Annotated in this window: 30 protein-coding genes; 17 read left to right on the top strand and 13 right to left on the bottom strand. The window is 68.3% G+C overall.

Translation table 11 applies throughout. The features are described 5' to 3' along the window. Window positions 1-14 precede the first annotated feature (14 nt). Window positions 15-326, bottom strand: a complete 312-nt coding sequence (locus tag NY1_RS22330) for a hypothetical protein (protein WP_067716637.1) — start codon at window positions 324-326, stop codon at window positions 15-17. Window positions 327-567: 241 nt separating this feature from the next. Between NY1_RS22330 and hemB the strand changes: the two genes are divergently transcribed. From hemB to NY1_RS22310, 4 genes are all read left to right on the top strand, one after another. After that, entirely contained in the window at window positions 568-1,545 is a 978-nt protein-coding gene (gene hemB, locus NY1_RS22325) for a porphobilinogen synthase (protein ID WP_067716634.1), read from the top strand. Window positions 1,546-1,564: 19 nt separating this feature from the next. Next, window positions 1,565-2,098, top strand: coding sequence for a hypothetical protein (locus NY1_RS22320; RefSeq protein ID WP_157762427.1), 534 nt, complete (start codon window positions 1,565-1,567; stop codon window positions 2,096-2,098). Window positions 2,099-2,382: 284 nt separating this feature from the next. Further along, complete coding sequence (mce1N, locus tag NY1_RS22315) at window positions 2,383-2,928, top strand: transport-regulating membrane protein Mce1N (RefSeq protein WP_067716631.1); 546 nt, start codon at window positions 2,383-2,385, stop codon at window positions 2,926-2,928. Further along, complete coding sequence (locus NY1_RS22310; protein WP_067716629.1) at window positions 2,928-3,164, top strand: hypothetical protein; 237 nt, start codon at window positions 2,928-2,930, stop codon at window positions 3,162-3,164. The genes mce1N and NY1_RS22310 overlap by 1 nt, the downstream gene beginning before the upstream one ends. A 212-nt stretch (window positions 3,165-3,376) precedes the next feature. Here NY1_RS22310 and NY1_RS22305 read toward each other — a convergent pair whose 3' ends face one another. Further along, on the bottom strand, window positions 3,377-3,736 hold the full coding sequence (locus tag NY1_RS22305; RefSeq protein ID WP_084535240.1) for a hypothetical protein: 360 nt from the start codon (window positions 3,734-3,736) through the stop codon (window positions 3,377-3,379). A gap of 366 nt (window positions 3,737-4,102) precedes the next feature. Between NY1_RS22305 and hemL the strand changes: the two genes are divergently transcribed. The 6 genes from hemL (at window position 4,103) to ccsB (ending at window position 10,511) form a co-directional block, all read left to right on the top strand. After that, a complete protein-coding gene (gene hemL / locus NY1_RS22300; RefSeq protein WP_439956031.1) occupies window positions 4,103-5,422 on the top strand; it encodes a glutamate-1-semialdehyde 2,1-aminomutase in 1,320 nt (439 codons plus the stop codon). Window positions 5,423-5,865: 443 nt separating this feature from the next. Next, entirely contained in the window at window positions 5,866-6,471 is a 606-nt protein-coding gene (locus tag NY1_RS22295; protein WP_067716982.1) for a histidine phosphatase family protein, read from the top strand. Then, a complete protein-coding gene (locus tag NY1_RS22290; RefSeq protein WP_067716620.1) occupies window positions 6,468-7,067 on the top strand; it encodes a TlpA family protein disulfide reductase in 600 nt (199 codons plus the stop codon). The genes NY1_RS22295 and NY1_RS22290 overlap by 4 nt, the downstream gene beginning before the upstream one ends. A gap of 5 nt (window positions 7,068-7,072) precedes the next feature. After that, window positions 7,073-7,888 carry a cytochrome c biogenesis CcdA family protein gene (locus tag NY1_RS22285; RefSeq protein ID WP_084535239.1) on the top strand — a complete coding sequence of 272 codons (816 nt, stop codon included), beginning with the start codon at window positions 7,073-7,075 and terminating at the stop codon, window positions 7,886-7,888. Beyond that, complete coding sequence (gene resB, locus NY1_RS22280; RefSeq protein ID WP_067716614.1) at window positions 7,888-9,522, top strand: cytochrome c biogenesis protein ResB; 1,635 nt, start codon at window positions 7,888-7,890, stop codon at window positions 9,520-9,522. The genes NY1_RS22285 and resB overlap by 1 nt, the downstream gene beginning before the upstream one ends. Then, window positions 9,522-10,511: a c-type cytochrome biogenesis protein CcsB gene (gene ccsB, locus NY1_RS22275; protein ID WP_067716611.1), complete on the top strand. Its 990-nt coding sequence runs from the start codon at window positions 9,522-9,524 to the stop codon at window positions 10,509-10,511. Before resB ends, ccsB begins: the two co-directional genes overlap by 1 nt. A gap of 12 nt (window positions 10,512-10,523) precedes the next feature. Here ccsB and NY1_RS22270 read toward each other — a convergent pair whose 3' ends face one another. The 3 genes from NY1_RS22270 to NY1_RS22260 all read right to left on the bottom strand — a co-directional run bounded on the left by NY1_RS22270 (window position 10,524) and on the right by NY1_RS22260 (window position 11,595). Further along, the gene (locus NY1_RS22270) at window positions 10,524-10,847 is read right to left on the bottom strand and encodes a hypothetical protein (RefSeq protein ID WP_067716608.1); all 324 of its coding nucleotides are present in this window, start codon (window positions 10,845-10,847) and stop codon (window positions 10,524-10,526) included. A 255-nt stretch (window positions 10,848-11,102) separates the two neighbouring features. Beyond that, complete coding sequence (locus NY1_RS22265; protein ID WP_067716980.1) at window positions 11,103-11,291, bottom strand: hypothetical protein; 189 nt, start codon at window positions 11,289-11,291, stop codon at window positions 11,103-11,105. Window positions 11,292-11,361: 70 nt separating this feature from the next. Then, entirely contained in the window at window positions 11,362-11,595 is a 234-nt protein-coding gene (locus NY1_RS22260; protein ID WP_067716605.1) for a BldC family transcriptional regulator, read from the bottom strand. 193 nt (window positions 11,596-11,788) lie between these two features. Between NY1_RS22260 and NY1_RS22255 the strand changes: the two genes are divergently transcribed. Next, window positions 11,789-12,130 carry a DUF4229 domain-containing protein gene (locus NY1_RS22255; RefSeq protein ID WP_084535217.1) on the top strand — a complete coding sequence of 114 codons (342 nt, stop codon included), beginning with the start codon at window positions 11,789-11,791 and terminating at the stop codon, window positions 12,128-12,130. Continuing rightward, window positions 12,127-13,212, top strand: a complete 1,086-nt coding sequence (cds1, locus tag NY1_RS22250; protein WP_067716600.1) for an L-cysteine desulfhydrase Cds1 — start codon at window positions 12,127-12,129, stop codon at window positions 13,210-13,212. Before NY1_RS22255 ends, cds1 begins: the two co-directional genes overlap by 4 nt. 37 nt (window positions 13,213-13,249) lie before the next feature. On the opposite strand, the gene NY1_RS22245 is transcribed toward cds1, so the two are convergent. After that, on the bottom strand, window positions 13,250-14,134 hold the full coding sequence (locus NY1_RS22245; protein WP_067716598.1) for an MmyB family transcriptional regulator: 885 nt from the start codon (window positions 14,132-14,134) through the stop codon (window positions 13,250-13,252). A gap of 140 nt (window positions 14,135-14,274) precedes the next feature. On the opposite strand from NY1_RS22245, the gene NY1_RS22240 reads away from it, so the two are divergent. From NY1_RS22240 to NY1_RS22225, 4 genes are all read left to right on the top strand, one after another. Continuing rightward, entirely contained in the window at window positions 14,275-14,562 is a 288-nt protein-coding gene (locus NY1_RS22240; RefSeq protein ID WP_157762426.1) for a hypothetical protein, read from the top strand. A 125-nt stretch (window positions 14,563-14,687) separates the two neighbouring features. Beyond that, entirely contained in the window at window positions 14,688-14,909 is a 222-nt protein-coding gene (locus tag NY1_RS22235) for a helix-turn-helix domain-containing protein (RefSeq protein ID WP_067716592.1), read from the top strand. Beyond that, a complete protein-coding gene (locus tag NY1_RS22230) occupies window positions 14,909-15,493 on the top strand; it encodes a Clp protease N-terminal domain-containing protein (RefSeq protein ID WP_067716590.1) in 585 nt (194 codons plus the stop codon). Before NY1_RS22235 ends, NY1_RS22230 begins: the two co-directional genes overlap by 1 nt. Before the next feature lie 81 nt (window positions 15,494-15,574). Beyond that, on the top strand, window positions 15,575-15,955 hold the full coding sequence (locus NY1_RS22225; protein WP_067716587.1) for a phage holin family protein: 381 nt from the start codon (window positions 15,575-15,577) through the stop codon (window positions 15,953-15,955). Window positions 15,956-16,035: 80 nt separating this feature from the next. Here NY1_RS22225 and NY1_RS22220 read toward each other — a convergent pair whose 3' ends face one another. Further along, the gene (locus tag NY1_RS22220) at window positions 16,036-16,905 is read right to left on the bottom strand and encodes a 1,4-dihydroxy-2-naphthoate polyprenyltransferase (RefSeq protein WP_067716584.1); all 870 of its coding nucleotides are present in this window, start codon (window positions 16,903-16,905) and stop codon (window positions 16,036-16,038) included. Between the two features lie 60 nt (window positions 16,906-16,965). Further along, window positions 16,966-17,421, bottom strand: a complete 456-nt coding sequence (locus NY1_RS22215; RefSeq protein ID WP_067716582.1) for an SRPBCC family protein — start codon at window positions 17,419-17,421, stop codon at window positions 16,966-16,968. Between the two features lie 79 nt (window positions 17,422-17,500). Here NY1_RS22215 and NY1_RS22210 point away from each other — a divergent pair, with 79 nt between their 5' ends. Then, window positions 17,501-21,226, top strand: coding sequence for an AfsR/SARP family transcriptional regulator (locus NY1_RS22210; protein ID WP_084535216.1), 3,726 nt, complete (start codon window positions 17,501-17,503; stop codon window positions 21,224-21,226). Between the two features lie 16 nt (window positions 21,227-21,242). Here NY1_RS22210 and NY1_RS22205 read toward each other — a convergent pair whose 3' ends face one another. The 5 genes from NY1_RS22205 to NY1_RS22185 form a co-directional block, all read right to left on the bottom strand. Next, the gene (locus NY1_RS22205) at window positions 21,243-22,109 is read right to left on the bottom strand and encodes a cytochrome c biogenesis CcdA family protein (RefSeq protein ID WP_067716576.1); all 867 of its coding nucleotides are present in this window, start codon (window positions 22,107-22,109) and stop codon (window positions 21,243-21,245) included. Further along, window positions 22,106-22,885: a DsbA family protein gene (locus NY1_RS22200; RefSeq protein ID WP_218028411.1), complete on the bottom strand. Its 780-nt coding sequence runs from the start codon at window positions 22,883-22,885 to the stop codon at window positions 22,106-22,108. The genes NY1_RS22205 and NY1_RS22200 overlap by 4 nt, the downstream gene beginning before the upstream one ends. Before the next feature lie 75 nt (window positions 22,886-22,960). Continuing rightward, window positions 22,961-23,362, bottom strand: a complete 402-nt coding sequence (locus tag NY1_RS22195) for a hypothetical protein (RefSeq protein ID WP_157762425.1) — start codon at window positions 23,360-23,362, stop codon at window positions 22,961-22,963. A gap of 76 nt (window positions 23,363-23,438) precedes the next feature. Continuing rightward, window positions 23,439-24,278, bottom strand: a complete 840-nt coding sequence (locus tag NY1_RS22190; protein WP_067716568.1) for an ABC transporter permease — start codon at window positions 24,276-24,278, stop codon at window positions 23,439-23,441. After that, window positions 24,275-25,285, bottom strand: coding sequence for an ATP-binding cassette domain-containing protein (locus NY1_RS22185; RefSeq protein WP_067716565.1), 1,011 nt, complete (start codon window positions 25,283-25,285; stop codon window positions 24,275-24,277). Before NY1_RS22185 ends, NY1_RS22190 begins: the two co-directional genes overlap by 4 nt. Window positions 25,286-25,458 lie beyond the last annotated feature (173 nt).

The raw sequence follows: 25,458 nt of genomic DNA, 5'->3' as shown, positions 1-25,458 counted from the left end.
CGAGACCACCTCGCTCAGCGCTGAGCCTGCATCATCCGCCGGACCATGCGGCAGGTGGCGTCCGACGGCCAGTGCACGCCGATGCGCTCGGCGGTGTCGCGGATCTTCTCGTTGCCGGCCTGGTCCGCGGCGAACGCGCCGGAATCCAGCAGGGCGATGGCCAGGCGCATCGCCTTCAACCGGCGGTTGTGGGCGATGTACCAGGACCGTGGACGTCCGGCCGGCAATGGCTGCTTGGCCAGCGGCATCCACGGATGATCGATGACCTCCCCCTGCTTGGGCACCCCAACTGCCTTGTCGGACAAGCTCTTCACACTTGCGAGCACGACCAATCCTCCCGTCGCGACCCGAGCCCGGCCGATGCTCGACCTCCTCGAACACCATCCGAACTCTCGAACACATCTTCGATTCTACAGGTCGGCACCGACAGAAACCGCTGCTCAACGGCGGGATGATCAACTTGCCGGCCGCCGTCGGAATGCCCTTCGCGCCGATTCCCGCGCGGGCGCGCCGGGCCTGGCGGACGCCGCGCGCACCCGGCCTCGGCGACGGGCATATCATGCGTGCATGACCGGAATGGACCGCCCACGGCGGTTGCGCCGTACCCCCGCGCTACGCCGGCTGGTGGCCGAAACCACGCTCCAGCCACGGCAATTGATCCTCCCCATGTTCGTCGCCGACGGGCTCGCCGAACCGCGCGAGATCTCGTCCATGCCGGGCGTGCACCAGCATTCGATGGATTCGCTGCGCAAGGCGGCGGTGGAGGCGGTCGCGGCGGGCGTCGGCGGGCTCATGCTGTTCGGCGTGCCCAAGCCGGAGGACAAGGATCCGCTGGGCAGTCAGGCCAGCGATCCGGAGGGCATCCTGAACCGGGGCCTGCGCGCGCTGGTGCACGAGGTCGGTGATTCGACCGTGGTCATGGCCGACACCTGCCTGGACGAATTCACCTCGCACGGGCATTGCGGCGTGCTGAGCCCGGAGGGCGCGGTCGACAACGACGCGACCCTGCAGCGGTACGTGGATATGGCCTTGGCGCAGGCCGAAACCGGCGCCGATCTGCTCGGCACCAGCGGCATGATGGACGGCCAGGTGGGCGCCATCCGGGCCGGGCTGGACGCGGCCGGCTACACCGACACCGGCATCCTGGCCTATGCCGCCAAGTACGCGTCGGCGTTCTACGGCCCGTTCCGGGAGGCGGTGGGTTCTTCGCTGGAAGGCGATCGCCGCACCTATCAGCAGGATCCGGCCAATCGCCGCGAGGCCATTCGCGAGCTGGAGCTGGACCTGGCCGAGGGCGCGGACATCGTCATGGTCAAGCCCGCCATGTCCTACCTGGACATCCTGCGCGATGTGGCCGACCGCTCCACGGTGCCGGTGGCGGCGTACCAGATCTCCGGCGAGTACGCGATGATCACCGCCGCCGCGCAGAACGGCTGGATCGACCGCCGCGGCGCCATCCTGGAATCGCTGCTCGGAATCCGCCGTGCCGGTGCGGATATGGTGCTCACCTACTGGGCAACCGAAGCCGCGCACTGGCTTTCGTGATCGCGGGAACCGCTCAGCCGTGAATCCGATCGTGCCCCCGGCGGGCCCGCGACCTTTGCCGGGCCCGCGCCCCGTACCCGAGGACGTCCGCACCGCCGCCCAACTCTGGTGGGCCGCACTGCTGCTGGGCGTCGTGCAACTGACCGCCACCTTGATCTCGCAACTCGGTCAGCGCCGCGAGCTGGCCGCCAAGATGCTCGACCAGCTGCGCGAGCAGCAGCCCGCCATCACCGAGGCGCAGGTGCAGATGTGGACGGTGGTGCTGCTGGTGGTGATGGCCTTCTTCTGGCTGATCCTCACCGGCGCGGCGGCCGCCCTGGTGTATCTCATGCGGCACGGCAAGAATTGGGCGCGTGCGATTCTCACCGCGCTGGCGGTGTTCCTGACCCTCGGCGCGCTCGGCACCCTCTTCGCGCCGGGCAGCGGTATGCCGGGCGTGATCGGAGCGGTCGCGGGCGGGGCCGGGATCGTGCAGTCGGTGGCCGCCTGCGGAGCCGTATTCCTTTGCTATCGAAAGGAATCCGAGCAGTACTTCCGGCCGGTAGCACACTGAAGACCCTGGAGTTTGTTACAGGCTTACTAACCGGTATGGTGAGGGTTGTCACAGAGAATTCCGGAACCGGATACCGGATGCCAGCCGTTGAGGTAAGGCGCCTTCGTCTCCGGAGTTCTGCTCGAGAGTGGAGGCAACGATGCGAGTGGTGATCCAGCAGCCACACAGTCTGCGGCGCGACGTCATGGCGTTCAGTCTGCTTTTCCTCTTCGGACTGCTCACTCTCGCCGTACTTCTGCTTCCGGGTCTCGTCGGCTGACCCGTATGCCCGTAATGTGCGGCCTATGAGTGAGGCTGGAGCCCCCGCGGCCGTACTGTTCGCCGAACCCGGCGCACGCTGGCGCACCATCGCGTACGGACCGGCGCTGTGCGGGATCATCCTGGTACTGGAGCTGATTCGCGGCGGCGACGTGCACTGGTTCGGCCTGGTCTTCTGCGCGGTGCTGCTGGGCGGCTTCGTGTGGTTGCAGGTGATCGCCGGGCGGCGTCACATCAGCGTCGAACTCACCGCCGACACGCTGCGCGAAGGCACCGAAGTCGTGTCGCTGGGCGACATCGCCGAAGTGTTGCCGGAGCCGGACGAGCAGTCCTGGGATGATGAGGACTGGGAATCGGCGCGGGCGCTCGGGGAACTCACCGGAGTGCCGCGGCGGCGCAAGGGTTTCGGGCTGAAGCTGCGCGACGGTTCGCTGGTGCAGGCGTGGGCGCGGGATCACCGGACGCTGCGGGCGGAACTGACCGCGGCGCTGGAACGGCGCGACGGGGTGCCCGTCGACGGCGGTGCCGAAGCCGACCGGTCCGGCGGTGACGAGGAGAAGGAGGCGCGGTGATGCGGTGGCTCGCCGTGCTGGCCGAGGTCGTGCTGGTGCCGCTGCTGGGGTTCGCGGCGGTGTGGTGCTGGCGCAACGGGATTCACACCGGCTGGTTCAAGCCGGCCGGGGAGACACCGGGATTCACCGCCACCCGCTATTCGGGGCCCTGGCTGGCGTGTGCCGCGCTGCTGGTGACGGTGGCCGGGGTGATCTTCATCGATGTGCTGAGCCGGGTCTATCGCCTGGCCCGCTGACCGCGTATGGGGCGACACGCCCGGGCGAGGTGCGCGAAGTGATCGTTTCGGCGGGCGCTCGGGGGTGGGTGGGCGGAGAATGGATCGCATGAGGAGCCCATATCTCGTCCCGATATCCTGGCTCGACTACCTGCCGCCGCAGCTCAACTGCCTGTTCTCCACGGGCTGGGCGGCATTCTGCATCGGGCTACCGCTGTCCTGATCCGCCGAATTCAGTTCCAGCTCTGGTAAACATCCAGCACTCGGCCCCCGCGGGTGCCCGGAGCATTGAGGAACATGACCACGGTGCCGTCCGGATGCTGGGCGGCCTCCATGACCACCTGCCGCAATGACGCGTGCACGCCGCCGTTGTCGTCCTTGTAGATCTGCGTCTCCTGATGCAGGCCCGCGCCCATGCGGCTCAGCGGCACCACCATGCTGACCACCGCGGGAGCCGGACCGCCGGCGAACGCGGCGGTCTCGTCGTGCGACAGATGCATGCCGATCCGGCCCTGATCGAGCTGCACGATCGGTGCGCCCGCACACGCCTGACCGGTACCGATCACGCCCGCGACCGCAACGGCCGCAACCATTCCGACTCCGAACCGCACGACCCGCATACCGTCGCTCCCACTCTCGCCGCAGACCCCTTCTGGAGCCGAGATTACGCATCGGCAACCTTCCAGCGATCTATCTCGCGTCGACCAATTTCCGGCGTGTTGCGTTCGCCCGCGCCACCTTCGGTGAACGGGCCGTTCCGGTGCATCGCCGCAGGCAGGTGGTGGTGAGGCAGGTGCGTGGGGTGCGGGGAGCCGGCGTTCGCGGCCGTAGGAGATGCGGCGCGCCGATCGGGGTGGGAGGATGGCGGGTTGCTGTGGGACAGGACACTCGACTACACCCTGTCGTCGACGGGGGAGGGGGCGGCTGAGAGACTGGGTGCCGTGAGTTCTTCTCCGCGTGTGAGCCAGGCATCGGTGCCGGTCTCGGCCCAACTCTTCGAACGCGCCGCGGCGGTGATCCCGGGTGGTGTGAACTCGCCCGTGCGGGCGTTCAAATCCGTGGGCGGGACACCGCGATTCATCGCGTCGGCACAGGGGTGCACGCTGACCGACGCGGGCGGGAACGACTATGTCGACCTCGTCTGTTCGTGGGGGCCGATGATTCTCGGCCACGCGCATCCGGCGGTCGTCGACGCCGTGCGGTCCGCGGCGACCAAGGGCCTGTCCTTCGGCGCGCCGACCGAAGCCGAGATCGAACTGGCCGAGGCCATCGCGGCGCGGGTGGATCCCGTCGAGCGGGTGCGGCTGGTGAACTCCGGCACCGAGGCCACCATGAGCGCGGTCCGGCTGGCGCGCGGCTTCACCGGGCGCTCCAAGATCGTCAAGTTCAGCGGTTGCTATCACGGGCACGTGGACGCGCTGCTCGCCGACGCCGGCTCGGGCGTGGCGACGCTGGGTCTGCCGACCTCGCCGGGCGTCACCGGTGCGCAGGCCGCGGACACCATCGTGCTGCCGTACAACGATCTCGAGGCCGTGGCCGCCGCGTTCGCCGCGAATCCCGGTGAGATCGCCTGCGTCATCACCGAAGCCGCCGCGGGAAATATGGGCGCGGTCGCGCCGCAGCCCGGATTCAATGCCGGCCTGCGCGATATCGCGCACGCCAATGGCGCGCTGCTCATCATGGACGAGGTCATGACCGGCTTCCGGGTGAGCGCCTCGGGTTGGTACGGCATCGACGGCGTCGCCGGTGATCTCTACACCTTCGGCAAGGTCATGTCCGGTGGTCTGCCCGCCGCCGCGTTCGGCGGTCGCGCCGACATCATGAACCACCTGGCCCCGCTCGGCCCGGTCTATCAGGCCGGCACGCTGTCCGGTAATCCGGTCGCCGTCGCCGCCGGTCTCGCCACCCTGCGCACCGCCGACGCCGAGGTCTACGCGGCGCTGAATCGCAATTCCGAGCGTCTGGGCAAGCTGCTCGGCGCGGCGCTGGACGCCGAAGGCGTCCCGCACCATGTGCAATTCGCGGGCAATATGGTGAGCGTGTTCTTCGCCGAGAACCCGGTCACCGACTACCACGCCGCCAAGGCGAGTCAGACCTGGCGTTTCCCCGCTTTCTTCCACGCCCTGCTCGACGGCGGCGTGTACGCGCCCCCGAGCGCGTTCGAAGCCTGGTTCGTCTCGGCCGCGCTCGACGAGAACGCTTTCGACCGCATCGCCGCCGCCCTCCCCGCCGCCGCGCGCGCCGCGGCGGCCGCCACCCCCGAAGGATCCGCCGCGTGAGCTCCACCCAGCAGCCAGACACCGGAATCCCCGCCCCCGCCCCCCACGAGGCCCCGCTCTCCGCCACCGAAGCCGCCCGCCTCCTCGACTCCATCCGTCAGGCCGAAGCCGAACTCGCCGAAACCGGCGAGCAGATCGCCGTCGCCCCGGCCGAAACCGCCACCCCCGCAACGGATTCGGCCGCCGCGGCAGACGCCGAAACCGCCCAGCCGACGGCCGAAGCCGCGACCTCCGCCACCGCGGAGTCCGAGGTCGATGCCGCTGCGGCGGATGCCGATGCCGACGAGGCCGGGGAAGAGTCGCCGGTCGAGGCCGCCGGGAGCGATCGGGAGGCGGCGGAGGCCGCTGCGGCCGGTCGGGAGGCGGGTGAATCCGTTTTGACGGCAAGTGGTTTCACCTTGCCGGGGGATGTCGCGGACGACGTGGAGACCATCGTGCATGTGATGCGGCACGGTGAGGTGCACAATCCGAAGGGGATTCTGTACGGGCGGTTGCCCGGGTTCCAGTTGTCGGTGACGGGGCGGGCGCAGGCGCAGGCCGTGGCGCGGTCGCTGGCCGATCACGATGTCGCGCTGGTGGTGGCTTCGCCGTTGCAGCGAGCGCAGGAGACCGCGGAACCCGTTGCGGCGCAGCACGGGGTGATCATCCGGACGGACGAGAACCTGATCGAGGCGGGGAACATCTTCGAGGGGCTGCGGGTGGCCGTGGGGGACGGCGCGCTGCGGCAGCCCCGGCATTGGTGGAAGCTGCGGGATCCGTTCACGCCGTCCTGGGGTGAGCCGTACCTGCAGATCGCGCATCGCATGCTGGCCGCGGTGAACAAGGCGCGCGTCGAGGCGGCGGGCCGCGAGGCCGTGCTGGTCTCGCATCAGCTGCCGGTGTGGACCCTGCGCCGGTTCCTGCAGGGGCAGCGGCTGTGGCACGATCCGCGCAACCGGCAGTGCTCGCTCGCCTCGCTGACTTCGCTGGTCTACCAGGGCGATACGTTGATCGACATCGTCTACTCGGAGCCCGCCGGGACCTCCGATCCCAAGGTGTTCGGGGCATGAGACGCGCCATCGCGTCCCTGCTGGCGGGCGTCGCCGTCGTGGCGGCGCTCGCGGGCTGCTCGACCGCCGGTAAGGACGCGGTGGCGCAGGGCGGCACCTTCGATTTCGTGTCGCCGGGCGGTAAGACCGACATCTATTACGATCCGCCGGAATCACGCGGCACCATCGGCAAGCTCGCCGGCCCGGATCTGATGACCGCCGGGAAGACCACCTCGGTGGACGACTTCCCGGGCAAGGTCGTCGTCGTCAATCTGTGGGGCCAGTGGTGCGGCCCGTGCCGCGCGGAAGCGCCCGCGCTGGAACAGGTTTACGAGGCGTACAAGGACAAGGGCGTCGCCTTCCTCGGCATCAATGTCCGGGACAACCAGCAGGACAAGGCGCAGGACTTCGTGACCGACAACAAGGTCGGCTACCCGTCCATCTACGACCCGTCCATGCGCAGCCTGCTCGCGCTCGGCGGCAAGTTCCCGACCAGCGTCATCCCGACCACCATCGTGCTGGACAAGCAGCATCGCGTCGCCGCGGTCTACCTGCGCTCGCTGCTCGCCGAGGATCTGCGGCCGATCCTGGACAAGCTCACCGGAGAACAGTCGTGACCGATGTGACAGTGCTGGCGAGCGTGGGACAGTCGTTCCAGGACACCGCCGCCACCGGACCGCTGCTGCTCGCCCTCGGCGCGTGCGTGCTGGCCGGCCTGGTGTCGTTCGCGTCCCCGTGCGTGGTGCCGCTGGTGCCGGGCTACCTGTCCTATCTGGCGGGCGTGGTCGGGGCCGAGGCGCCGCCGGTGACCGTCGAATCCGCCAGGCGCACAGCCACTCTCGAACGCCGGGGCCGCCTGCGGGTGGCCGGTGCCGCGGGCCTGTTCGTGGCCGGATTCACCGTGGTGTTCGTGCTCGCGTCGGCCACCGTGTTCGGCGCCATCAACGCGCTCAATGTGAATCGCGAACTGCTGACCCGCATCGGCGGCGTGGTGACCATCGTGATGGGCCTGGCCTTCATCGGCCTCATCCCGGCCCTGCAGCGCGACACCCGCATGGAGCCCCGGCGATTGAGCGGCCTGATCGGCGCACCCCTGCTCGGCGCGGTCTTCGCGCTCGGCTGGACCCCCTGCCTCGGCCCCACCCTGTCCGGCGTGATGGCCGTGTCCGCGGGCACCGAGGGCACCACCGCCGCGCGCGGCGTCGCCCTCATCGTGGCCTACTGCCTGGGCCTGGGCCTGCCCTTCGTGATCCTGGCGTTCGGCTCGGCCACCGCATTGCGCGGGGTCGGCTGGCTGCGCCGCAATTCCCGCACCATTCAGGTGATCGGCGGCATCCTGCTGGTGGCCGTCGGCTTCGCCCTGGTGACCGGGGCCTGGGACCAGTTCGTGTCCTGGGTCCGTGACGCCTTCGTCTCGAATGTGACCCTGCCGATCTGATGACCGTGACCGCCGAAACCCCCGCCGCCCCGAATCCCGTTCGCCCGCCGCGCCAATCGCCGCTGGGCCGGGTGATCGCCCTGCTGCGCAATACCTGGCGCGGGCTCACCAGCATGCGCACCGCGCTCATGCTGCTGTTCCTGCTGGCGCTGGCCGCCATCCCCGGCGCACTGCTGCCGCAGCGGAGCCTGAACGCGCAGAAGGTCGATCAGTACATCGCGGACCGCCCGACCCTGGGCCCGTGGATGGACCGGCTCGAACTGTTCGACGTGTTCTCCAGTTTCTGGTTCACGGCCGTCTATGTGCTGCTGTTCGTTTCGCTGGTGGGCTGCATCCTGCCGCGCGTGCTCGATCACTACCGGGCGCTGCGCACGCCGCCGGTCAAGGCCCCGCGCAATCTGTCTCGCCTGCCGCATCACTTCGAGGGCGGCGACACCGCCACCCCCGACGAGGTCGTCGAGCGCGTCCGCAAGGGCCTGCGCGGCTGGCGCGTGGTGGTGCAGCCGGGCAATCGCGAAGGGGAAGTGACCCTTTCGGCCGAGAAGGGCTACTCGCGCGAACTCGGCAACCTGGTCTTCCACCTGGCGCTGGTCGGGCTGCTGGCGGCCATCGCCATCGGCAAGCTGTTCGGGTACGAGGGCAATGTGGTGGTCATCGCCGACGACGGCCCCGGTTTCTGCACCACCTCCCCGGCGGTCTTCGACTCCTTCCGGGCCGGCAATGTCAACGACGGCACCGGCCTGACGCCGATGTGTATCCGGGTCAAGAACTTCAAGGCCGACTACCTGCCCAACGGCCAGGCCGAGATGTTCACCTCCGACCTGCAGTACCAGGCCGGCGACGACCTCAGCACCGGCACCTGGCGTGACACCTCCGTGCAGGTCAACCACCCGCTGCGGCTGGCGGGCGATCGAATCTACCTGCAGGGCCACGGTTTCGCCCCCACCTTCACGGTGACCTTCCCGAACGGCCAGACCCGCACCGAGACCATCCAGTGGAAGCCGGACGACGCCACCACCTTCCTGTCCTCGGGTGTGCTGCGCATCGATCCGCCCGGCGGCATGTATCCGAACGAGGCCGAGCGCCGCAAGCACCAGGTCGCGATCCAGGGCCTGTTCGCGCCGACCGCGCTGCTGCACGGTTCGCTGCTGACCTCGCGCTATCCGGCCATGACGGATCCGATGGTGGCCGTGGACATCTACCGCGGCGAGACCGGCCTGGACACCGGCCGGGCGCAGTCGCTGTTCTCGCTGGATCCGGAGATGATCAAGCAGGGCCGGCTGACCAAGGAACAGCGCGTCAATCTGAAGCCCGGTGAGGGCGCGACCCTCGCCGACGGCACCAAGGTCACCTTCGACGGCGCGAAAGAGTTCGTGAACCTGCAGGTCTCGCACGATCCGGCGCAGCAGTGGGTGCTGGTCAGCGCCTTGACCATGATGGCCGGCCTGCTGGGTTCGCTGCTGATCAAGCGCCGCCGCATCTGGTTGCGCGTCTACCCCGCCGCAGAGCCTTCCGAAAAACGACGTACCGTAGTAGAAATGGGCGGACTGGCCCGCACCGACCAAGCCGGTTGGGGCGGCGAATTCGATCGCCTGCGTGAGCGGCTGCTGACCGACAACCCGGGAGAGAAGTAATGCCGATCGACGAGACTCTCGCGTCCTACAGCGATCTCGCCTTCAAGTCGGCCATCGTGATCTACGCGCTGGTCTGCCTGATGCTCATCTGGCAGTTCGCCGTCACCCGCACGGTTCCCGAGACCGCCCGCAAGCTGGTCACGGTCGGCGGCGGCACCGGTGACGACACCCTGCCGCCCGCCGATGTGCCCGGCAAGGTGGTGCGCACCGGCCGCCCGCAGCGCCCGTTCCCGGAACGCCTGGGCAATATGGCTTTCGCGGTGCTGTTCGTCGCCTTCGGGCTGCACGCGGCCTCGATCGTGTTGCGCGGCTTCGCGACCCACCGCTTCCCGCTCGGCAATATGTACGAGTTCGTCAGCATGGCCTGCGCGGCCGCCGTCGGCCTCGGCCTGGTGCTGCTGCGCGATCAGCGCTACCGCGGCATGTGGGCGTTCCTGCTGCTGCCGGTGCTCATCCTGATGTTCCTGGCGGGCACCGTCCTGCACGCCGACGCGGCCCCGGTGGTCCCGGCGCTCAAGTCGTACTGGCTCCCGGTGCACGTCACCGTGGTCTCGATCGGCAGTGGCGTGTTCCTGGTGTCGGGTGTGGCGAGTCTGCTGTTCCTGTTCCGCCTGCGGCAGCCCGCGGGCGGCGAATCATCCTCTCTGCTCGGCAATCTGGCCCGCCGCCTGCCCGATGCCCAGACCCTGGACCGGCTGGCGTACCGCACCACCATCATCGGTTTCCCGATCTTCGGTGCGGGCGTCATCCTGGGCGCCATCTGGGCCGAGGCCGCGTGGGGCCGCTTCTGGGGCTGGGACCCGAAGGAGACGGTCTCCTTCATCGCCTGGGTCCTCTACGCCGCGTACCTGCACGCCCGCGCGACTTCCGGCTGGCGAGACACCAAGGCCGCGTGGATCAATGTGGCAGGTTTCGTAGCCATGCTGTTCAACCTGTTCATCATCAATATCGTGGTGAGCGGTCTGCACAGCTACGCGGGCCTGAACTAGCCCCTCATCGGGTTACGGCTGTTCCGAAGGCCGCCAGCAGGCCAGCGGCGGTCCGGGCGGGTAGAGCAGCGACCAGCCGATGGCCGCGCCGATCGCCGCGCCGATGGCCGCGCCGGGCACCGCGCTCAGACTGCCGCCGATGACGCCGCCCACCAGCGCGCCGATGATGGCATTGCACTGGTGCATGACCGGATCGTCGATTGCGGGGTCGTAGACGGGTTCGGTGACCGGTGGCGCCGGCTCCACCGCGACGGGTTCCGCGCCCACTACTCCGGCGGTGAGCACCGTGGCCGAGAAGGCGAGCACGGCGGCTGCTGTGAATCGTTTGATCTTCATCGCTCCTTCTTCCGTGCTGGTTGAAAAACCTGGAAAAACGAGAGATTCAGCGATCTTGCTTGGACTGACTTCCCGCTGTGCGGGCGCTCAATCCTGGCAAAGCAAGATCGAGTATGCCCCCGGAGTGGAAAGCAAATGTTCGGTTTGCACCAAAACGAGACGTCCCCCGGCTGATCCGTTGCAGGGCGGATCGTGCCGGGGGACGGTCACAGGTACTGCCAATAGGGGAGCTCGGTCGCGAGCCCTATGGGTTCATCAGGTCGATTCGCCGTCGCGATGCTCACGGGAGAGCCGGCGCAGGAAATCCGGATCGTCCTCGGGCCCGATTATTCGGGTGCGCCGGGTGGGTGCTGGACCGGTGCCGGCGGATCGCTGGGGCCCGAAAGCTTTCCAGCACAACATCGCGACGGCCACTACCGCGATGAGTGCCAACAGGTACGCCACGTCGCTCACCTCCTGCGAACGAGGGTAGTCCGGTTACGTACCTCTGACACTGTGGAACTCGAAATAGGGTTTACACGCGGGTCGCCTCGGTGGTGAGGGACTTGAGCAGTTGCATGACTTCGGATTCGCGGAATCGGCGGTGACCGCCGGGGGTACGCAAGGATCCGAGGCGTCCGGCATGCGCCCAGCGCGTGACGGTCTTCGGATCCACATGGAACAGGGCTGCCACTTGGCCCGGGGTGAGCAGGGTGTCCTGGCCGGTGACGGAACCCAATACGCGGGGTACCGCGGTGAACGCAGTCATTCGCAAACCTTTCCGTATCGACAGATCCCTCATCAGTAGCGACATCGTTGCACTGTCACCCCCGAGTGTTCGAACAGTCTCGATTTGGTAAAGGGGAAGTAATAGACAAAACGGATATCCGTTATGTGTTTACGGTCACGGTTTTCCGGCTCGCAGCGAACATTCAGCGACATTCGGGCGGAGGGTGCGGGGAATGCCCGAATCGCGGTCACCTAGGCTGAGGGCCGTGTCTGACGCATCCCCGACCCCGAGCGCGGGCCGCCGCCTGGCTCGCAATCTGGCCCTCTACACGGTGGCCCGGCTGGGCCTGGTGGTCGTCATCGCCGCGATCATCCTGGGCGTGGCCGCGCTGGTGAAGGTGTCCATCCCGCTCATCGTCGCGCTGCTGTTCGCGCTGCTCATCGCCATGCCGCTGTCGCTGGTGCTGTTCAAGAAGCTGCGCGCCCAGGTGAACAAGGACATCGCCGCGGTGGACGCCAAGCGCCGCAGCGACCGCGAGCAGCTGATGAAGCGGCTGCAGGGCGGTGACGCGTGAAGCGCTGCGTGCGCTCCACCCCGCGGGCCTGGGCCGACAATGCGGTGCGGCTGATCGACGCCGATACCCAGCGCAGCGCCGACACCCATCTGCTGCGCTACCCGCTGCCCGCGGAATGGGGCATCGAGCTCTATCTCAAGGACGAATCCACCCACATCACAGGCAGTCTCAAGCATCGTCTGGCGAGATCGCTGTTCCTGTACGCCATCTGCAACGGCTGGGTGGTCGAAGGCACCACGGTGGTGGAGGCTTCGTCCGGTTCCACCGCGATCTCCGAGGCCTACTTCGCGAAACTGCTGGGCCTGGACTTCGTGGCGGTGGTGCCGGCCAAGACCTCGCCGGAGAAGCTGGCGCTGATCGAGGCGCAGGGCGGGCGTTGCCATCTGGTCGAGAAGGCCCCCGATATCTATACGGAGGCAGCGCGTTTGGCGGCCGAGACCGGCGGCCACTACATGGACCAGTTCACCTACGCCGAACGGGCGACGGACTGGCGCGGGAACAACAACATCGCCGAATCCATCTTCACCCAAATGGAGTTGGAGACGCATCCGGTGCCGGAGTGGATCGTGGTGGGGGCCGGCACCGGCGGCACCAGCGCGACCATCGGCCGCTACCTGCGCTATCGGCGGCACGCCACCAGGCTCGCGGTGGTGGATCCGGAGAATTCGGCCTTCTACGGCGGCTACGAACTCGACGACATCGGGTACCAGACCGGAATGCCTTCGCGGATCGAGGGAATCGGGCGGCCGCGGGTGGAGCCCTCGTTCGTGGGGCAGGTGGTGGACACCATGCTCGAGGTGCCGGACGCGGCGTCGATCGCGGCGACGCGGATCGCCAGCGAGGCCCTCGGGCGCCGGGTGGGCGGTTCGACCGGAACCAACCTCTGGGGGGCATTTGCCCTGATAGCCGATATGATTTCGGAGGGTCGCAAGGGTTCTGTGGTCACCCTGCTGTGTGATGGCGGAGACCGTTATGCCGGAACCTATTTCAACGACGACTGGGTTGCCGGTCAGGGGCTGAGCCTCACCGAGCCCACCGCGGTCATTGCCGAATTCATCGCTACCGGTCATTGGTCCGGCTAGTTTTCGCACGGCACGGCGATCGGCTGAGAACCGTTGATCACCCATCTTCCGGTTTGCTAATTATTTGCTGAAGTGGCTGTGTGGGTAGGGGTTCGCGCCCTTTCCGGCCCGGTTGCGGGCGCATTACGAGGGTGTCGGGGCCCTCGGATCTGTTAATAGCCCTTGACGCCGCGGGGCGTTCACGCAGGACTGGACGGGTGACCGCCATGGGTTGGTCCACGCTCGTACCGAGCACCAGCATCCAGGATTGCAAGCCGGATTGGGTGCGCCAGATGTTCATCCGGAGCTCGGTGATGGCGAGGGTCTTGGGATTGCGCACCAGCTTCGTGCGATCCGGCCGCTCGTTGGCGACGGCGTCCCCGCGCCACAGGATGCCGAATTCCGGGCTCTCCAGGCAGGTGTCGATGATCTGCTGGGTGCGCTCGCTGGGTCCGTTGCGCGCCAGCATGATCCGGAAGGACTTGACCGCCTGTTTGGCCTCGCCCATCCAATCGACCAGTACGGTTTTGGAGATGGGATTGAGCATCATCCACTCCAGATAGTTGACGCCCGGCAGCAATTGCGGGAACGCCTCCTCGTGGGCGGCATTGATGGCGATGATGTCCATGGCCCCGGTGATGAAGGCCGCGATCTTGGGATTGAGCAGCTCGAGATACTCGAGGTCGATGGCGGAGGGCTGATCGGGTTCGATTCGCGGACTTGGTCCTTCGGCCAGGATGAGGGCGTACTCGAACTCGGCGGGCAGCAGTTCCAGTGCGGTGCTGAGTGATTCGACGACCCGCCGGGAGGGCGTGGCGCCGCCTTCGATCTTGGTCAGATAGGGGACCGAGAGGTTGGCGAGCCACGCGAGTTGGGGGCGGGTGAGGCTAGCGGTCGTGCGCCGTTGGCGAATGAACTCGCCGAACGTTGGAACTCCATTCATTACTTAGGGTGACCTTACTTGTATAGCCGTCTGGTACACGCGCGGTTGTCCAGCGATACACGCACGGTCGCCTGACGAGGGGGTGTGCGGTATCCCGTTCTGCTCCAATAGTTTGAAACAACAACAAATCAGGAGTCGAGTTGGGGCAGCATCCGCGATCGGTCATGGACGTCAACGTCACGGTCGGGCCATGGGTGATGACGTACGGCGGTGACCAGACCATTCGGTCGGAATCGCTGCGGACCGGGCACGCGTGGGAGCCGATGGCCTGCGGGCTGTATCGCGATCGCGACGGCGATATCTGGGAGCGGGTGCCCAGCGGCTGGCTGCTCCGGCTGCAGGACGGCGTCGAGGTCGATCCGGAGACCGTGTGGGGCTGGGTCGACGGGCATGTGTGCGACTACGCCCCGTTCACCACTTGGTACTGAGCGGTTCCGCGACGACTGTCGTTCCCATTGCGAGGGCTCGGAGGATGTTCCCTCCGGGCCCTCTTTTTCGCGCTGCGTGTCAATTTTCGTTGACGACTCGAGTGTGTCAACGTAAATTGACGTACATGAGTGAAGCAACGACTCTGGCGGCCGCCGCCGGCAGCCCCGACCCCCAGGTCGGGCTCCGCGCGGTCCTCGCACTGCGCCGATTGCTCGAACGGCTCGAGACCATCCAGGTCGCCAATGCCCGCAAACAGGGCTGGTCGTGGCAGGCCATCGCGGACGCGCTCGAGGTCAGCCGGCAGGCGGTCCACCAGAAGTACAACCGGAAGGGCGGTATCCGCTGATGTTCGAACGATTCGCCAAGGCGCCCAGGTACGCCATCGTGGTGGCGCAGGAGGAAGCCCGCGAACTGCGCTCCTCGTCCATTCAGGTCGAGCACGTACTGCTGGGTTTGCTGGTCGCGCCCGACGAGGGGCTGCGCGAAGTGCTCGCCGGACAGGGCATCACGGCCGAGGGGGTGCGGGCCGAACTGGGCCGCAAGCGAACCGGGGAGCCGCTGGGGGCCGAGGACGCGGAAGCGTTGCGCTCCATCGGGATCGATCTGGACGCGGTGCGGGAGAGCCTCGAGGCCACCTTCGGCGAGGACGCGCTGGAACGCGCCGTGCCCGCGGAGCCGGAACGGCGCGGGATCTTCCGCTCGCGGGGCATGAGCATGGGACATATCCCGTTCACCAGGGACGCCAAGAAGGTCCTGGAACTGTCGCTGCGTGAGGCCATCGCGCGCGGGGACGATCGCATCGAGGCCGGTCACGTGCTGCTCGGAGTGCTGCGCGCGCCCAATGACACCACGCGGCGGCTGCTGGGCGGGGCGAGCGGGGTTGCGGCGATGCAGGAGGCCGTCGGGCGCTATCTGGACCAGGCGGCTTGAGGGCCTCCGCCGACGCAATTGTGACCGGTCGGTTTCGTGTGCTGCCGGGCCCCGAGCTCGATCGCGTCCTACCATCGCAGCATGACGCTCCTGCTTCGCCTGATCATCAACGGTGTCGCCATCTGGCTGGCCGCCGCCTGGGTTGGTGGTATCGAGATCGTGTCGCCCGAGAACACCACGCAGAGCAAACTGATCGTGATCGCCATCGCCGCGGTGGTGTTCGCCGTGATCAATGCAGTGGTGAAACCGATCATCAGCTTCCTGTCACTGCCCCTGGTGGTGGTGACGCTGGGCCTGTTCCTGCTGGTGATCAATGCCTTCGTGCTGTGGCTGACCTCGAAGATCACCGAGACCACCAGCTACCAGCTGCACGTCGAGGGATTCTGGGCCGCAGTGCTGGGCGGCATCATCATCGCGCTGGTGAACTGGATTCTCGGAATCCTGGTCCCCGACAACGACTGACGCGGTCCCCGGGACGGCCGGTACGGAAAGGGGGTGTGGGGGTTTCGCCCCCACACCCCCTTCGCGAGTGCGACTCGCCGTCAGGCGAGGGTGAGCGCGACCGCCGTCGCGATCGACCAGACCAGCAGGGCCAGGCCGGTTCCCGCCAGCGCGGGGATCAGGCCCGGGCCGTTCTTTCCGGTGCGCACCGGCTCGTTGGCCTTGAACGCCAGCGGCAGCGCGATCAGCCCGGCCAGCGCCCACGGGGTGCGGGCCACCAGCACCAGGCTCATCAGGAACGGCACCGCGATCAGCACCAGATGCAAAGTGCGGGTGCGGGTATCGCCGAGCTTGACCGCGAGGGTGGTCTTGCCGGTCACCGCATCGGTCGGGATATCGCGCAGGTTGTTGGTGACCAGCACGGCGCTGGAGAACGAACCCACGGCCACCGCGCCCGCCAGGCCGGCCCAATCGATCTTCCCGGCCTGCACGAACTGGGTGCCCAGCACTGCGACCAGGCCGAAGAACACGAACACCGCGATCTCGCCGAAACCGCTGTAGCCGTACGGATTCCGGCCGCCGGTGTAGAACCAGGCGCCGGCCAGGCAGGCCGCGCCCACGATCAGCAGCCACCAGGCGCTGGTCGCCACCAGCACCAGGCCGACGATCGCGCCGAGCACCAGGCAGCCGATGGCGGCATTGCGCACCGCGGCCGGACTGGCCAGCTTGGAACCGACCAGGCGCAGCGGGCCCACCCGCTCGTCGTCGGTGCCGCGAATACCGTCGGAATAGTCGTTGGCGTAGTTCACGCCGATGATGAGCGCCACCGAAAGCAGCAGGCACAGCGCCGCTTTCCACCAGTTGACGCCGTCGATCGAGGCCGCCGCCCCCGTCCCCACCAGAACCGGGGCGACCGCGTTCGGAAGTGTGCGCGGCCGCGCGCCCTCGATCCACTGTGCTGCTGTAGCCATGCACCGCAGCCTAGTGCGCGGGGCGCGGCGGGCGCTGCCCCGCGCGAGGTGACTTCGGGATCAGCGCTCGGCGGCAGCCTTGAGCTGTGCCAGGCCCTTCTCGAAGTCCTTGCCCACCAGGCGATCCATCGGGATGAAACGGCTCAGCAGGGCCATCGGCCCGGTGTGCTTGCCGGTCATCCGCCAGGTCACGGCGGTGGTGTCGCCCTGCGGGGCGAATTCGAAGGTGACGTTGTTGGTCGCTTTCCAGGGCTTCTCGAAACGCAGGCGAATACCGATGGCCTCCGCGGTGGCCGAGGTGATCTCCATGTCACCCTTGCCGGCCTTACGGTTGCCGTTCCAGAAATACCGGGCGCCTATGCCGCGATCGGCCCCGCTGTACACACGCTCCATATCGGGATCCATGCCCTCCCACGGCGACCACTTCTGCCACTGGTGGAAGTCGTCGATGAGCGCTTGGACCTGGACGGGATCGGCCTTGATGACCGTTTCCCGCTGAATGTCGAATTCGGCCATGGGCTGAGCCTAGGCGACGGCACCGGCGGATCGGTCGAATCCGGCGACCGTATCGCCGCTCACCTAGGATTGGCGAGGAATGTATTCGCAAACAGGCAGTTCTGGGGCCGGGAACACCCGGCCGGTTACCGCGAACCACGCGGTCCTGGTGGCCCTGCTGGGCGAGGTCGCGCTGCGCCGTGACGGCGCGCTCGTACCCGTACCCGGCACCCGCGCCCGCCTGCTGGTCGCCGCCCTCGCGACCCATCCCGGCCGCAGCCGCAATGCCCAGGCGCTGATCGACGGCGTCTGGGGCGATGAGCCGCCCCGCGCGCCGATGAACGCCCTGCACACCCAGGTCTCGCGACTACGCTCGGCGCTCCCCGAGGGCGTGCTCGAAATCGGCCCCGCCGGATATCGCCTGGTGCTCGCGCCCGATCAGGTGGACCTGACCCTCGCCCAGCACCTGGAAAAGCAAGCCCGCCAAGCCCATACCGCCGGTGACCCCGCGGCCGCCCTGGAACTGATCGCCGCCGCCCGTGACCTCTGGCGCGGCGACCCCGGCGCCGACCTCCCGCCCGGATCGGTCGCCGACGAACTCATCGGCCTCGCCGCCGCCCAGTCCCGCGCCCTCGACACCGTCGAACTCGCCGCCCGCGAACAACTCGGCGACCTCGACGGCGCCATCGACCTGGCCCGCGCCACCGTCACCGCCGAACCCCTGGACGAACCCGCCCACGCCACCCTCATGCGCCTGCTCGCCACGGCCGGCCGCACCAACGAGGCCCTGGACGTCTTCGCTTCTCTCCGAACCCGATTGGTCGACCAGCTCGGCGCAGACCCGGGCCCGGCCCTGGTCGCCCTGAACACCGCCATCCTGCGCGGCGAACCACTCCCCGGCAGCCCGCGGCCGGGCGGGCGAGGCGAACACGGAATCGGCGCCGGACATGGTCACGGCGGACCCGCTCGAGGCAGCCGCGCCGCCGACGAGGTGGCCGGCGCCGACGGATACCGGCCGGGAAGTGCGGTGCCCGCGCCGTCCGAATCGGAAGGGTTCGGTTCCGGTCGGTATGTCGCGGGCGGGGCGGATTCCGGAGTTGCCGCCGGCGGTTCCGTCACGGTCGGCGGGGCCGCCGGATCGTTCGCCGGGGTCAGCGGCTCGGCGAGCACGGGCTCGGCGACGGGCGATCTCCGGGGCGCGCACGCTCCGGCCGGAGCGTCGTACCGGCCGAGGATGGAGCAACCTGCCGGACCGGAAGCTGATTATCTTGCGGCACAAGGTGATACGGATGGCGGACGCGGTGCGCTGCTGTCGCACACCGCGCAGATCGGGTTGCGGGTCGCGCCGAACCCGTTGCTGGGACGGGAAGCCGACCTGGCGGAGCTGGAGGGGCTGCTGCGCCGGTCGCGGGTGACCACGGTGCTGGGGCCGGGTGGGACCGGGAAGACGCGGGTCGTGAACGAGCTGGGTGCTCGGTTCGCCGAGGAGACCTCGGTGGTGCTGGTCGAATTGGCTTCGCTGCGGCCGGATCCGGGCGGGGTGGCCGAGACGCGGCTCGAGGTGGAGGGCGCGATCGCGGCGACGCTCGGGGTGGGGGAGGTGAGCCGGGACACGAATGTGTTGCGGCCCATGCGAACTCGCGATGTGCGGGTGCGATTGCGGGAGGCGCTGGCTTCGCGGCCGATGCTGTTGATCCTCGACAATTGCGAGCATTTGATCGAAGCCGTGGCGGAGGTGGTGGCGGATCTCGTCGGGGTGACCGACCGGCTGACCGTACTGACCACCAGCCGGGCGCCGCTGGAGATCTCGGCGGAGACCGTATATCCGTTGCCGCCCTTGGAGATCGATCCCAACGGCTCGCCCGCCACCGAACTGTTCTCGGTGCGGGCGCGCGCGGTGCGGCCCTCGGTGCGCTTGGATCCGGAAGTGGTGGCGCGGCTGTGTCACACCCTCGACGGGCTGCCGCTGGCCATCGAACTGGCGGCGGCGCGGGTGCGCACCATGAGCGTGGAGGAGATCGAATCCCGGCTCGATCGCCGATTCGCCTTGCTGCGCAGCGGGGATCGCGGTTCGCCGCAACGGCATCGCACCCTGCACGCGGTGATCGAATGGAGCTGGAATCTGCTCGACGCCGAACAGCGGATCGCGCTGCGCCGGCTGTGCCGATTCCCGGCGGGCTTCACGCTCGGCGCGGCCGAGGCGGTGTCCGCCGACGACCAGGTGCTCGATATCGCGGCCGCCGTCGACGGTCTGGTCGGGCAATCGCTGCTGACCGTGCTCGGCGAGGAATCCGAGCGCGGCGAACGCACCCGCTATCGCATGCTGGAAACGGTGCGCGAATTCGGTGAGGAACAGCTCGCCTTCGCCGGCGAGGCCGAACTGGTGATGGACCGGATGACCGCGTGGGGCCGCGATTTCGCCATCCGAGCCGCGATCCGCTACCCGACCGACGAACAGATTCCGGCCGTGCTGGACGTGGTCTCGGAGATCGACAATCTGGTCGCGGTGCTGCGCCACGCCCTCGATCGCGGCGACGCCGAGACCGTGCACATCGTCTATCCGCTGCTGGCCGGCATCTGGGTGATGCGCGGCGCGCACCTGGAACTCATGGGCTGGGTGTGGCGCATTCTCGCAATGCCCATCCGCTCCGGACCGCAGAGCGAGGCCGAAGCCGATCTGCAGATGTTCGGGCAGCTCGTCCTGGGCCTGCACATGATGTACATGTTCGGCACCGGCCTGCGCGGGATCGCCACCGTGCGCACGCATATCCGGCAACTGCTGGCGGCGCCCATCCCGCTCTCCCCGGTCTTCCGGTACCTGGGCGAACTCGCGACCATCAATACGGGCGAGGGCTCGCTGCGGCTGGCCCGCGTGCTCTGCGACGGCGCGCGCTCGCCCGACCGCCGCACCCAGGGCGCGGCACTGCTGCTGCGCGCGAACCTGCGCGAGAACTCCGGCGACGTGCACGGCTCCATCCGCGATGCCGAACGCGCGCTGAAAGCCGGTGTGGCGGAAGACACCTGGGGCACCGCCATGGTGTGCCAGCACCTGGGCAGCATGCACGGGCAGACGGCGCACTACGCCGAATCGGTCGACTTCTACCGGCGCGCGGCCGAACTCATGCACCGGCTGCACGCCTACGAGGAGAGCGTCGAGATCCGCAGCTATCTGGCGGTGGGCCTGGCCGCCACCGGCCGGGTCGAAGAGGGGCGGCGCGAACTGGAACCGCTCATGGGCCTGGTCGGGATCGAGACCTCGCTGCTGCGCGGCAGTCTCGAACCCAATCACCGGCGCGCGGTCGTCACCGCCGGACTGGCGGAAATCGAACTGGCCGAAGGGGACATCGAGACCGGGCTGCGCCGGTACCGGCGGGTCCTGACCCTGCTGAACTGGCCGCACGCCGGACCCGCGCCCGGCCCCGGCGAGATGATGCTCGGCTCCGCCGTGGTGGACGCCTACGTGGTGCAGGATCGCGCCGGGGAAGTGCACAAGCTGGTCATCGAACTGGTCGACATGGCGGTGCAGCGGCTGGCGCAGTACTGGGATCTGCCGCAGGTCGGCGGGGTCGCCTGCGCGGTGGGCAGCTATATGCTCGCCATCGGCGAATACACCGATCACGGACTGGAACTGCTGGCGCTCGCACCGCGCGTGTTCGCCCGCCAGGACTATCCGTCCATGCGGCTGGGCCGGCACCTGGACCTGCACCGGCCCAAGCTCGGCGCGGAACGCGTCCGGACCGCCGTGCAGGCGACCGCGCATCTGGGCCGCCGGGCCGCCGCCGAGCGAATCATGGAGCTGCTCACGGAGTTCCACGAGAATCACTGACGGCGGCGCCCGCGGCTCAGGCGTTCTCGAGCTCCCGGTCCGCGGTCTCGTCGCTCTCGCCGGCGCCGGTGCGCAACAGCCGCCACGCCAGTACGGCGAGGGCGACCGCGCCCAGGATCAGCAGCACGGTGGTGTCCGAGACCGTGGCGCCGAGTCGCTGCACCGCGGATTCCAGGCGGAATTCGGTGTCCGCGTTCACCATTCCGGGCAGCGCGGACGCGCCGTCGAAGAGCAGGAACACCGCGCCGAGCACGATGAAGAAGACCCCGGACAGCAGGGACGTGGTGTGCAGTTCGAGGCGGCCGAGGTGGAAACTGCGGCCGCGCAACCACTGTCGCCGGCCCAGGCCGAAGCGATCCCACAGCGATGCCATGACGAACAACGGGGCGGCCAGGCCGAGGGCGTAGACGGCCAGCAGGATGCCGCCCTGGACCGGTGATCCGCCGACCGCCGCCACGGCCAGAATCGACCCGAGGATCGGCCCGGCGCAGAAACCGGCGAGACCGTAGACCAGGCCGAGCAGGTAGACCGGGCCGGAGCGTTCGGGACGGCCCTGCTTGGCGGCGGCGCGCTGGGCGAAGCCGAAAGCGAAACCGCGGCCGAAGATCTGGAGAACGCCCAGGGCGATGATGGTCCAGCCGCCGATGGTGATCAGCAACTCGCGGTGCCCCGAAAGCAGCTGTCCGGCAAACGATCCCGCCACACCCAGCGGCACCAGCGTGGTCGCCAGCCCGAGGTAGAAGACCCCGGTGCGGGCTAGCAGCTTGCCCTGCGATTGGAACGAGTAGGCGAAGAAGCTCGGCAGCAGCAGCGCGCTGCACGGGCTAAGCAGCGCCAGCAGGCCGCCGAGGAAGGCGGCGAAATAGCCGACGGTGCCGCTCATTCCTGACCGTCCCGCACCGCCTGGGCCGCCAGCTCGATCACGGCCTTGAACTGCTCGATCGGCTGCGCGCCGAGCACCGGGCGGCCATTGATCAGGAAAGCCGGGGTGGAGGAGACGCCGAGCGAGTACGCCTCGGTCACGTCGCGCTGCACGGCGGAGGCGGCGGCGGGCGAATCCATATCGGCCCGGAACTTGGCGATATCGGCGACTCCGGCCTGCCCGGCCAGTTCCGCCATGCGATCGGGCGTGAGCGCGCCGGTGTTCTTCTTCTCCGGCGCGTTGGCCATCAGGGTGTCGTGGAATTCCCAGAACTTGCCCTGCTGCCCGGCCGCCCAGGAGGCGTGCGCGGCGGTCTCGGACTCCGCGCCGAAGATCGGGTAGTTGCGCCATTCGATGCGCAGCACGCCCTGATCCACGTAGTCGGCGATGAGCTGCGGTTCGATCTTGCGGCCGAAGGTGCGGCAGAACGGGCACTGGAAATCGGAGTACTCCACCATCACCACGGGCGCGTCGGCGCGGCCCCGGGCCAGCGGGTCGGCGGCATCACGACGGGCCAGTTTCGCCAGTTCCGCGTAGCGCGGGTCGCTCGCGGCGGCGGACTTCTGTGATTTCGCATCGGCTTTGTCGCTGCCGCTGCTCATTTGGAATACGGCAATGCCGAGCAGTACGGCCGCGGCGGCGAGCGCCAGTCCCGCAAGCCATTTGCGATTGTTCGAGGTTTTCCGGGCAGTGGTTTTCCGCGCGGCGGTTTTCCGGGCAGGGGTCTTTCGAGACAAGGGAATGCTCCTGAACAGCGATCATCCGAATCGAGGGTGAATGCGAGAACGGCACGAAAAGGCGTGCCGGATCATCTAAATGATCAGCACCGTCGTCAGATGGGGAGCCGGCACCGGCACGGCGGGCGCGCGCGGCCGGGCGTCGATCGAAAGTCGCTGCTCCGGTGTGAATTCCGGAATCAGCCCGGTGACCGGGGTGATGAGCTGGTCGGCGGCCGCGCGTGGGGGAGCGGCCAGCGGGGCGATGGGATCGGCCGCGCCGGGATCGCGCTTACCGCAGACCGGCGTCGTGCCGAGCGTCACGTGCGACAGCCCGGAGGCCACCGCGTATTCCTTGGAGGCAATCGAAACCTGTTGGGTGGAACCCCATTCCGCCACCGCGACCAGCAGCCCGAACACGGTGAGAATTCCGGTCACCAGCACAGCGCAGCGCAGCCGAAAGGACTTTCGGCGTAGCGGGGCGGTCGCGGAATTCACCGGACCGACCATAACAGAACGCCCGCTCACCGATTTCGCGGTGGACGGGCGTTTTGCGATTGTCGAGCGTGCTCGCTCAGGCGCGGCGCATGTAGGCGCGCACCGCGAGCGGGGCGAAGATCGCGATCACCACGATCGAGCCGACCAGCGACCAGAGCAGGTCGGTGCTGTACACACCGCCGTTCATCAGATCGCGGGCGGTATTGACCATGTAGTAGATCGGGTTGACCTTGTTGATGCCCTGCAGCCAGCCCGGCATGGTGGAGACCGCGGCGAACGCGCCGGACATGAAGGTGAGCGGGAACATGATCATCATCGACATGCCCTGCACCGCGGGCGCGCTCTTGCCGGTGATGCCGATGAGCGCCCAGATCCAGCTGATGGCGAAGGAGCAGAACACCACGACCAGGCCGGCGACCAGTACGGCCAGCACGCCGCCCTGCGGCCGGTAGCCCAGGACCAGGCCCATGGCGATGGTCAGCGTGGTGGCCAGCCCGTACCGCACCATATCGGCGATCAACGCCCCGGCGAGCGCCGAGATACGGGCGATGGGCAGCGATTTGAAGCGGTCGAACACGCCCTTGTCCATGTCCTCGCGCAGCTGGGTGCCGGTGACGACCGAGGTCAGCACCACGGTCTGGACCAGGATGCCGGGGATCAGGATGGGCAGGTAGTCGTGCACATTGCCGCCGATCGCGCCGCCGAAGATATAGGCGAACAGGGCGGTGAACAGGATGGGCTGCACGGTGACGTCGAACAGCTGCTCCGGATTGTGCTTGATCTTGAGGATGCCCCGGTAGGCCATGGTGAGCGAGTTCGCGACCGTCTGCTTGAGCGGAACGTGATTGCTGACCTCGGGAATCGGGGTCCGGTCGGCGGCGTGCCGTCCGGCGGGTTTGTCGAGGGTGGTGGTCATGCCGCGCTCCGTTCGGTGCTGTCGGTCTCGTCGTCGGCGCCGTGCCCGGTGAGTGCGAAGAACACTTCGTCCAGGGAGGGCTTGGCGACATTGATCTCGTCGATCCGGATGTCGTGCTCGCGCAAGCGGATCAGGATGTCGGTGGTGATGGAGGGGTCGGGCAGTGGGGCGGTGATCCGACCGGCCTCGGGGCTGACCGTCGCTTCGACGATGCGGCCCTCGGCGCGGGAGAGGAACTCGCCCACCAGGATTCGCGCCTGTTCGATCTGGGCGCGATCGGCCAGCGTGAGCTGCAGGGCCGAAAGGCCCACGGACGCTTTGAGTTCGTTCGAGGTGCCGTCGGCGATGACCTTGCCGCGATCGATGACCGCGATCCGGTCGGCCAGCTGGTCGGCCTCGTCCAGGTACTGGGTGGTGAGCAGGACGGTGGAGCCCTCGCGCACCAGGCGGCGGATGGTGTCCCACATCTGGGCGCGGGTGCGCGGGTCCAGGCCGGTGGTGGGTTCGTCCAGGAACAGCAGCGGCGGGCGCGAGATCAGGCTGGCGGCCAGGTCGAGCCGGCGGCGCATACCGCCGGAGAAGTTCTCCAGCGGCTTGTCGGCCGCCTCGGTGAGCCCGAACTCCTCCAGCAGTTCGGCCGACTTGCGCCGGGAATCGGCCTTGGACAGGCCGAGCAGGCGGGAGAAGATCACCAGGTTCTCGGTGGCGGACAGTTTCTCGTCGACGGAGGCGTACTGACCGGTCACGCCGATCAGCGAGCGCACCGCGGTCGGTTCGGTCAGCACATCGCGCCCGAAGATCCGCGCGCTGCCGCCGTCGGGCCGCAGCAGCGTGGCCAGCATGCGAATGGTCGTGGTCTTGCCAGCGCCGTTGGGGCCGAGCACGCCGTACACAGCCCCCCGCGGAACCGCGAGACTGACGCCGTCGACGGCCCGCTGCTCCCCGAAGACCTTGACCAGGCCGTCCGCCTCGATGGCGAGCGTCTCAGCAGAGGTGTAAGAAGTCATGCCGAGAACTCTGCGGTGCGAGACTTTCACCGCCCTTGCACGGCGATTGCGTGACCGGCGCAAGCCCGCTTGCACGCCCTGTCGCCCCGGTCGGGGCGAAGAGAATAGGCGGGGGCAAAGCCCCCGGACCCCCTTCTCTCATGGGGTTTCAGGGGCTTGCCCCTGAGAGCTAC

It is taken from the genome of Nocardia yamanashiensis NBRC 100130 (genome assembly GCF_001613325.1).
Classification (GTDB): domain Bacteria; phylum Actinomycetota; class Actinomycetes; order Mycobacteriales; family Mycobacteriaceae; genus Nocardia; species Nocardia yamanashiensis.
The sequence above is the reverse complement of the archived record's forward strand: the minus strand, read 5'-3'. Positions and strand labels throughout refer to the sequence as shown.

Coding starts and splice junctions, on each gene's coding strand:
- NY1_RS22230 (WP_067716590.1), top strand. CDS start 14,909: ATGTTCGAACGATTCGCCAAGGCGCCCAGGTACGCCATCGTGGTGGCG.
- mce1N (WP_067716631.1), top strand. CDS start 2,383: ATGAGTGAGGCTGGAGCCCCCGCGGCCGTACTGTTCGCCGAACCCGGC.
- NY1_RS22205 (WP_067716576.1), bottom strand. CDS start 22,109: ATGAGCGGCACCGTCGGCTATTTCGCCGCCTTCCTCGGCGGCCTGCTG.
- NY1_RS22260 (WP_067716605.1), bottom strand. CDS start 11,595: ATGACTGCGTTCACCGCGGTACCCCGCGTATTGGGTTCCGTCACCGGC.
- NY1_RS22235 (WP_067716592.1), top strand. CDS start 14,688: ATGAGTGAAGCAACGACTCTGGCGGCCGCCGCCGGCAGCCCCGACCCC.
- ccsB (WP_067716611.1), top strand. CDS start 9,522: ATGCCGATCGACGAGACTCTCGCGTCCTACAGCGATCTCGCCTTCAAG.
- NY1_RS22225 (WP_067716587.1), top strand. CDS start 15,575: ATGACGCTCCTGCTTCGCCTGATCATCAACGGTGTCGCCATCTGGCTG.
- NY1_RS22310 (WP_067716629.1), top strand. CDS start 2,928: ATGCGGTGGCTCGCCGTGCTGGCCGAGGTCGTGCTGGTGCCGCTGCTG.
- NY1_RS22295 (WP_067716982.1), top strand. CDS start 5,866: ATGCGGCACGGTGAGGTGCACAATCCGAAGGGGATTCTGTACGGGCGG.
- NY1_RS22185 (WP_067716565.1), bottom strand. CDS start 25,285: ATGACTTCTTACACCTCTGCTGAGACGCTCGCCATCGAGGCGGACGGC.
- NY1_RS22190 (WP_067716568.1), bottom strand. CDS start 24,278: ATGACCACCACCCTCGACAAACCCGCCGGACGGCACGCCGCCGACCGG.
- NY1_RS22305 (WP_084535240.1), bottom strand. CDS start 3,736: ATGGTTGCGGCCGTTGCGGTCGCGGGCGTGATCGGTACCGGTCAGGCG.
- NY1_RS22215 (WP_067716582.1), bottom strand. CDS start 17,421: ATGGCCGAATTCGACATTCAGCGGGAAACGGTCATCAAGGCCGATCCC.
- NY1_RS22270 (WP_067716608.1), bottom strand. CDS start 10,847: ATGAAGATCAAACGATTCACAGCAGCCGCCGTGCTCGCCTTCTCGGCC.
- hemB (WP_067716634.1), top strand. CDS start 568: ATGACCGGAATGGACCGCCCACGGCGGTTGCGCCGTACCCCCGCGCTA.
- NY1_RS22210 (WP_084535216.1), top strand. CDS start 17,501: ATGTATTCGCAAACAGGCAGTTCTGGGGCCGGGAACACCCGGCCGGTT.
- resB (WP_067716614.1), top strand. CDS start 7,888: ATGACCGTGACCGCCGAAACCCCCGCCGCCCCGAATCCCGTTCGCCCG.
- NY1_RS22255 (WP_084535217.1), top strand. CDS start 11,789: ATGCCCGAATCGCGGTCACCTAGGCTGAGGGCCGTGTCTGACGCATCC.
- NY1_RS22290 (WP_067716620.1), top strand. CDS start 6,468: ATGAGACGCGCCATCGCGTCCCTGCTGGCGGGCGTCGCCGTCGTGGCG.
- NY1_RS22245 (WP_067716598.1), bottom strand. CDS start 14,134: ATGAATGGAGTTCCAACGTTCGGCGAGTTCATTCGCCAACGGCGCACG.
- NY1_RS22220 (WP_067716584.1), bottom strand. CDS start 16,905: ATGGCTACAGCAGCACAGTGGATCGAGGGCGCGCGGCCGCGCACACTT.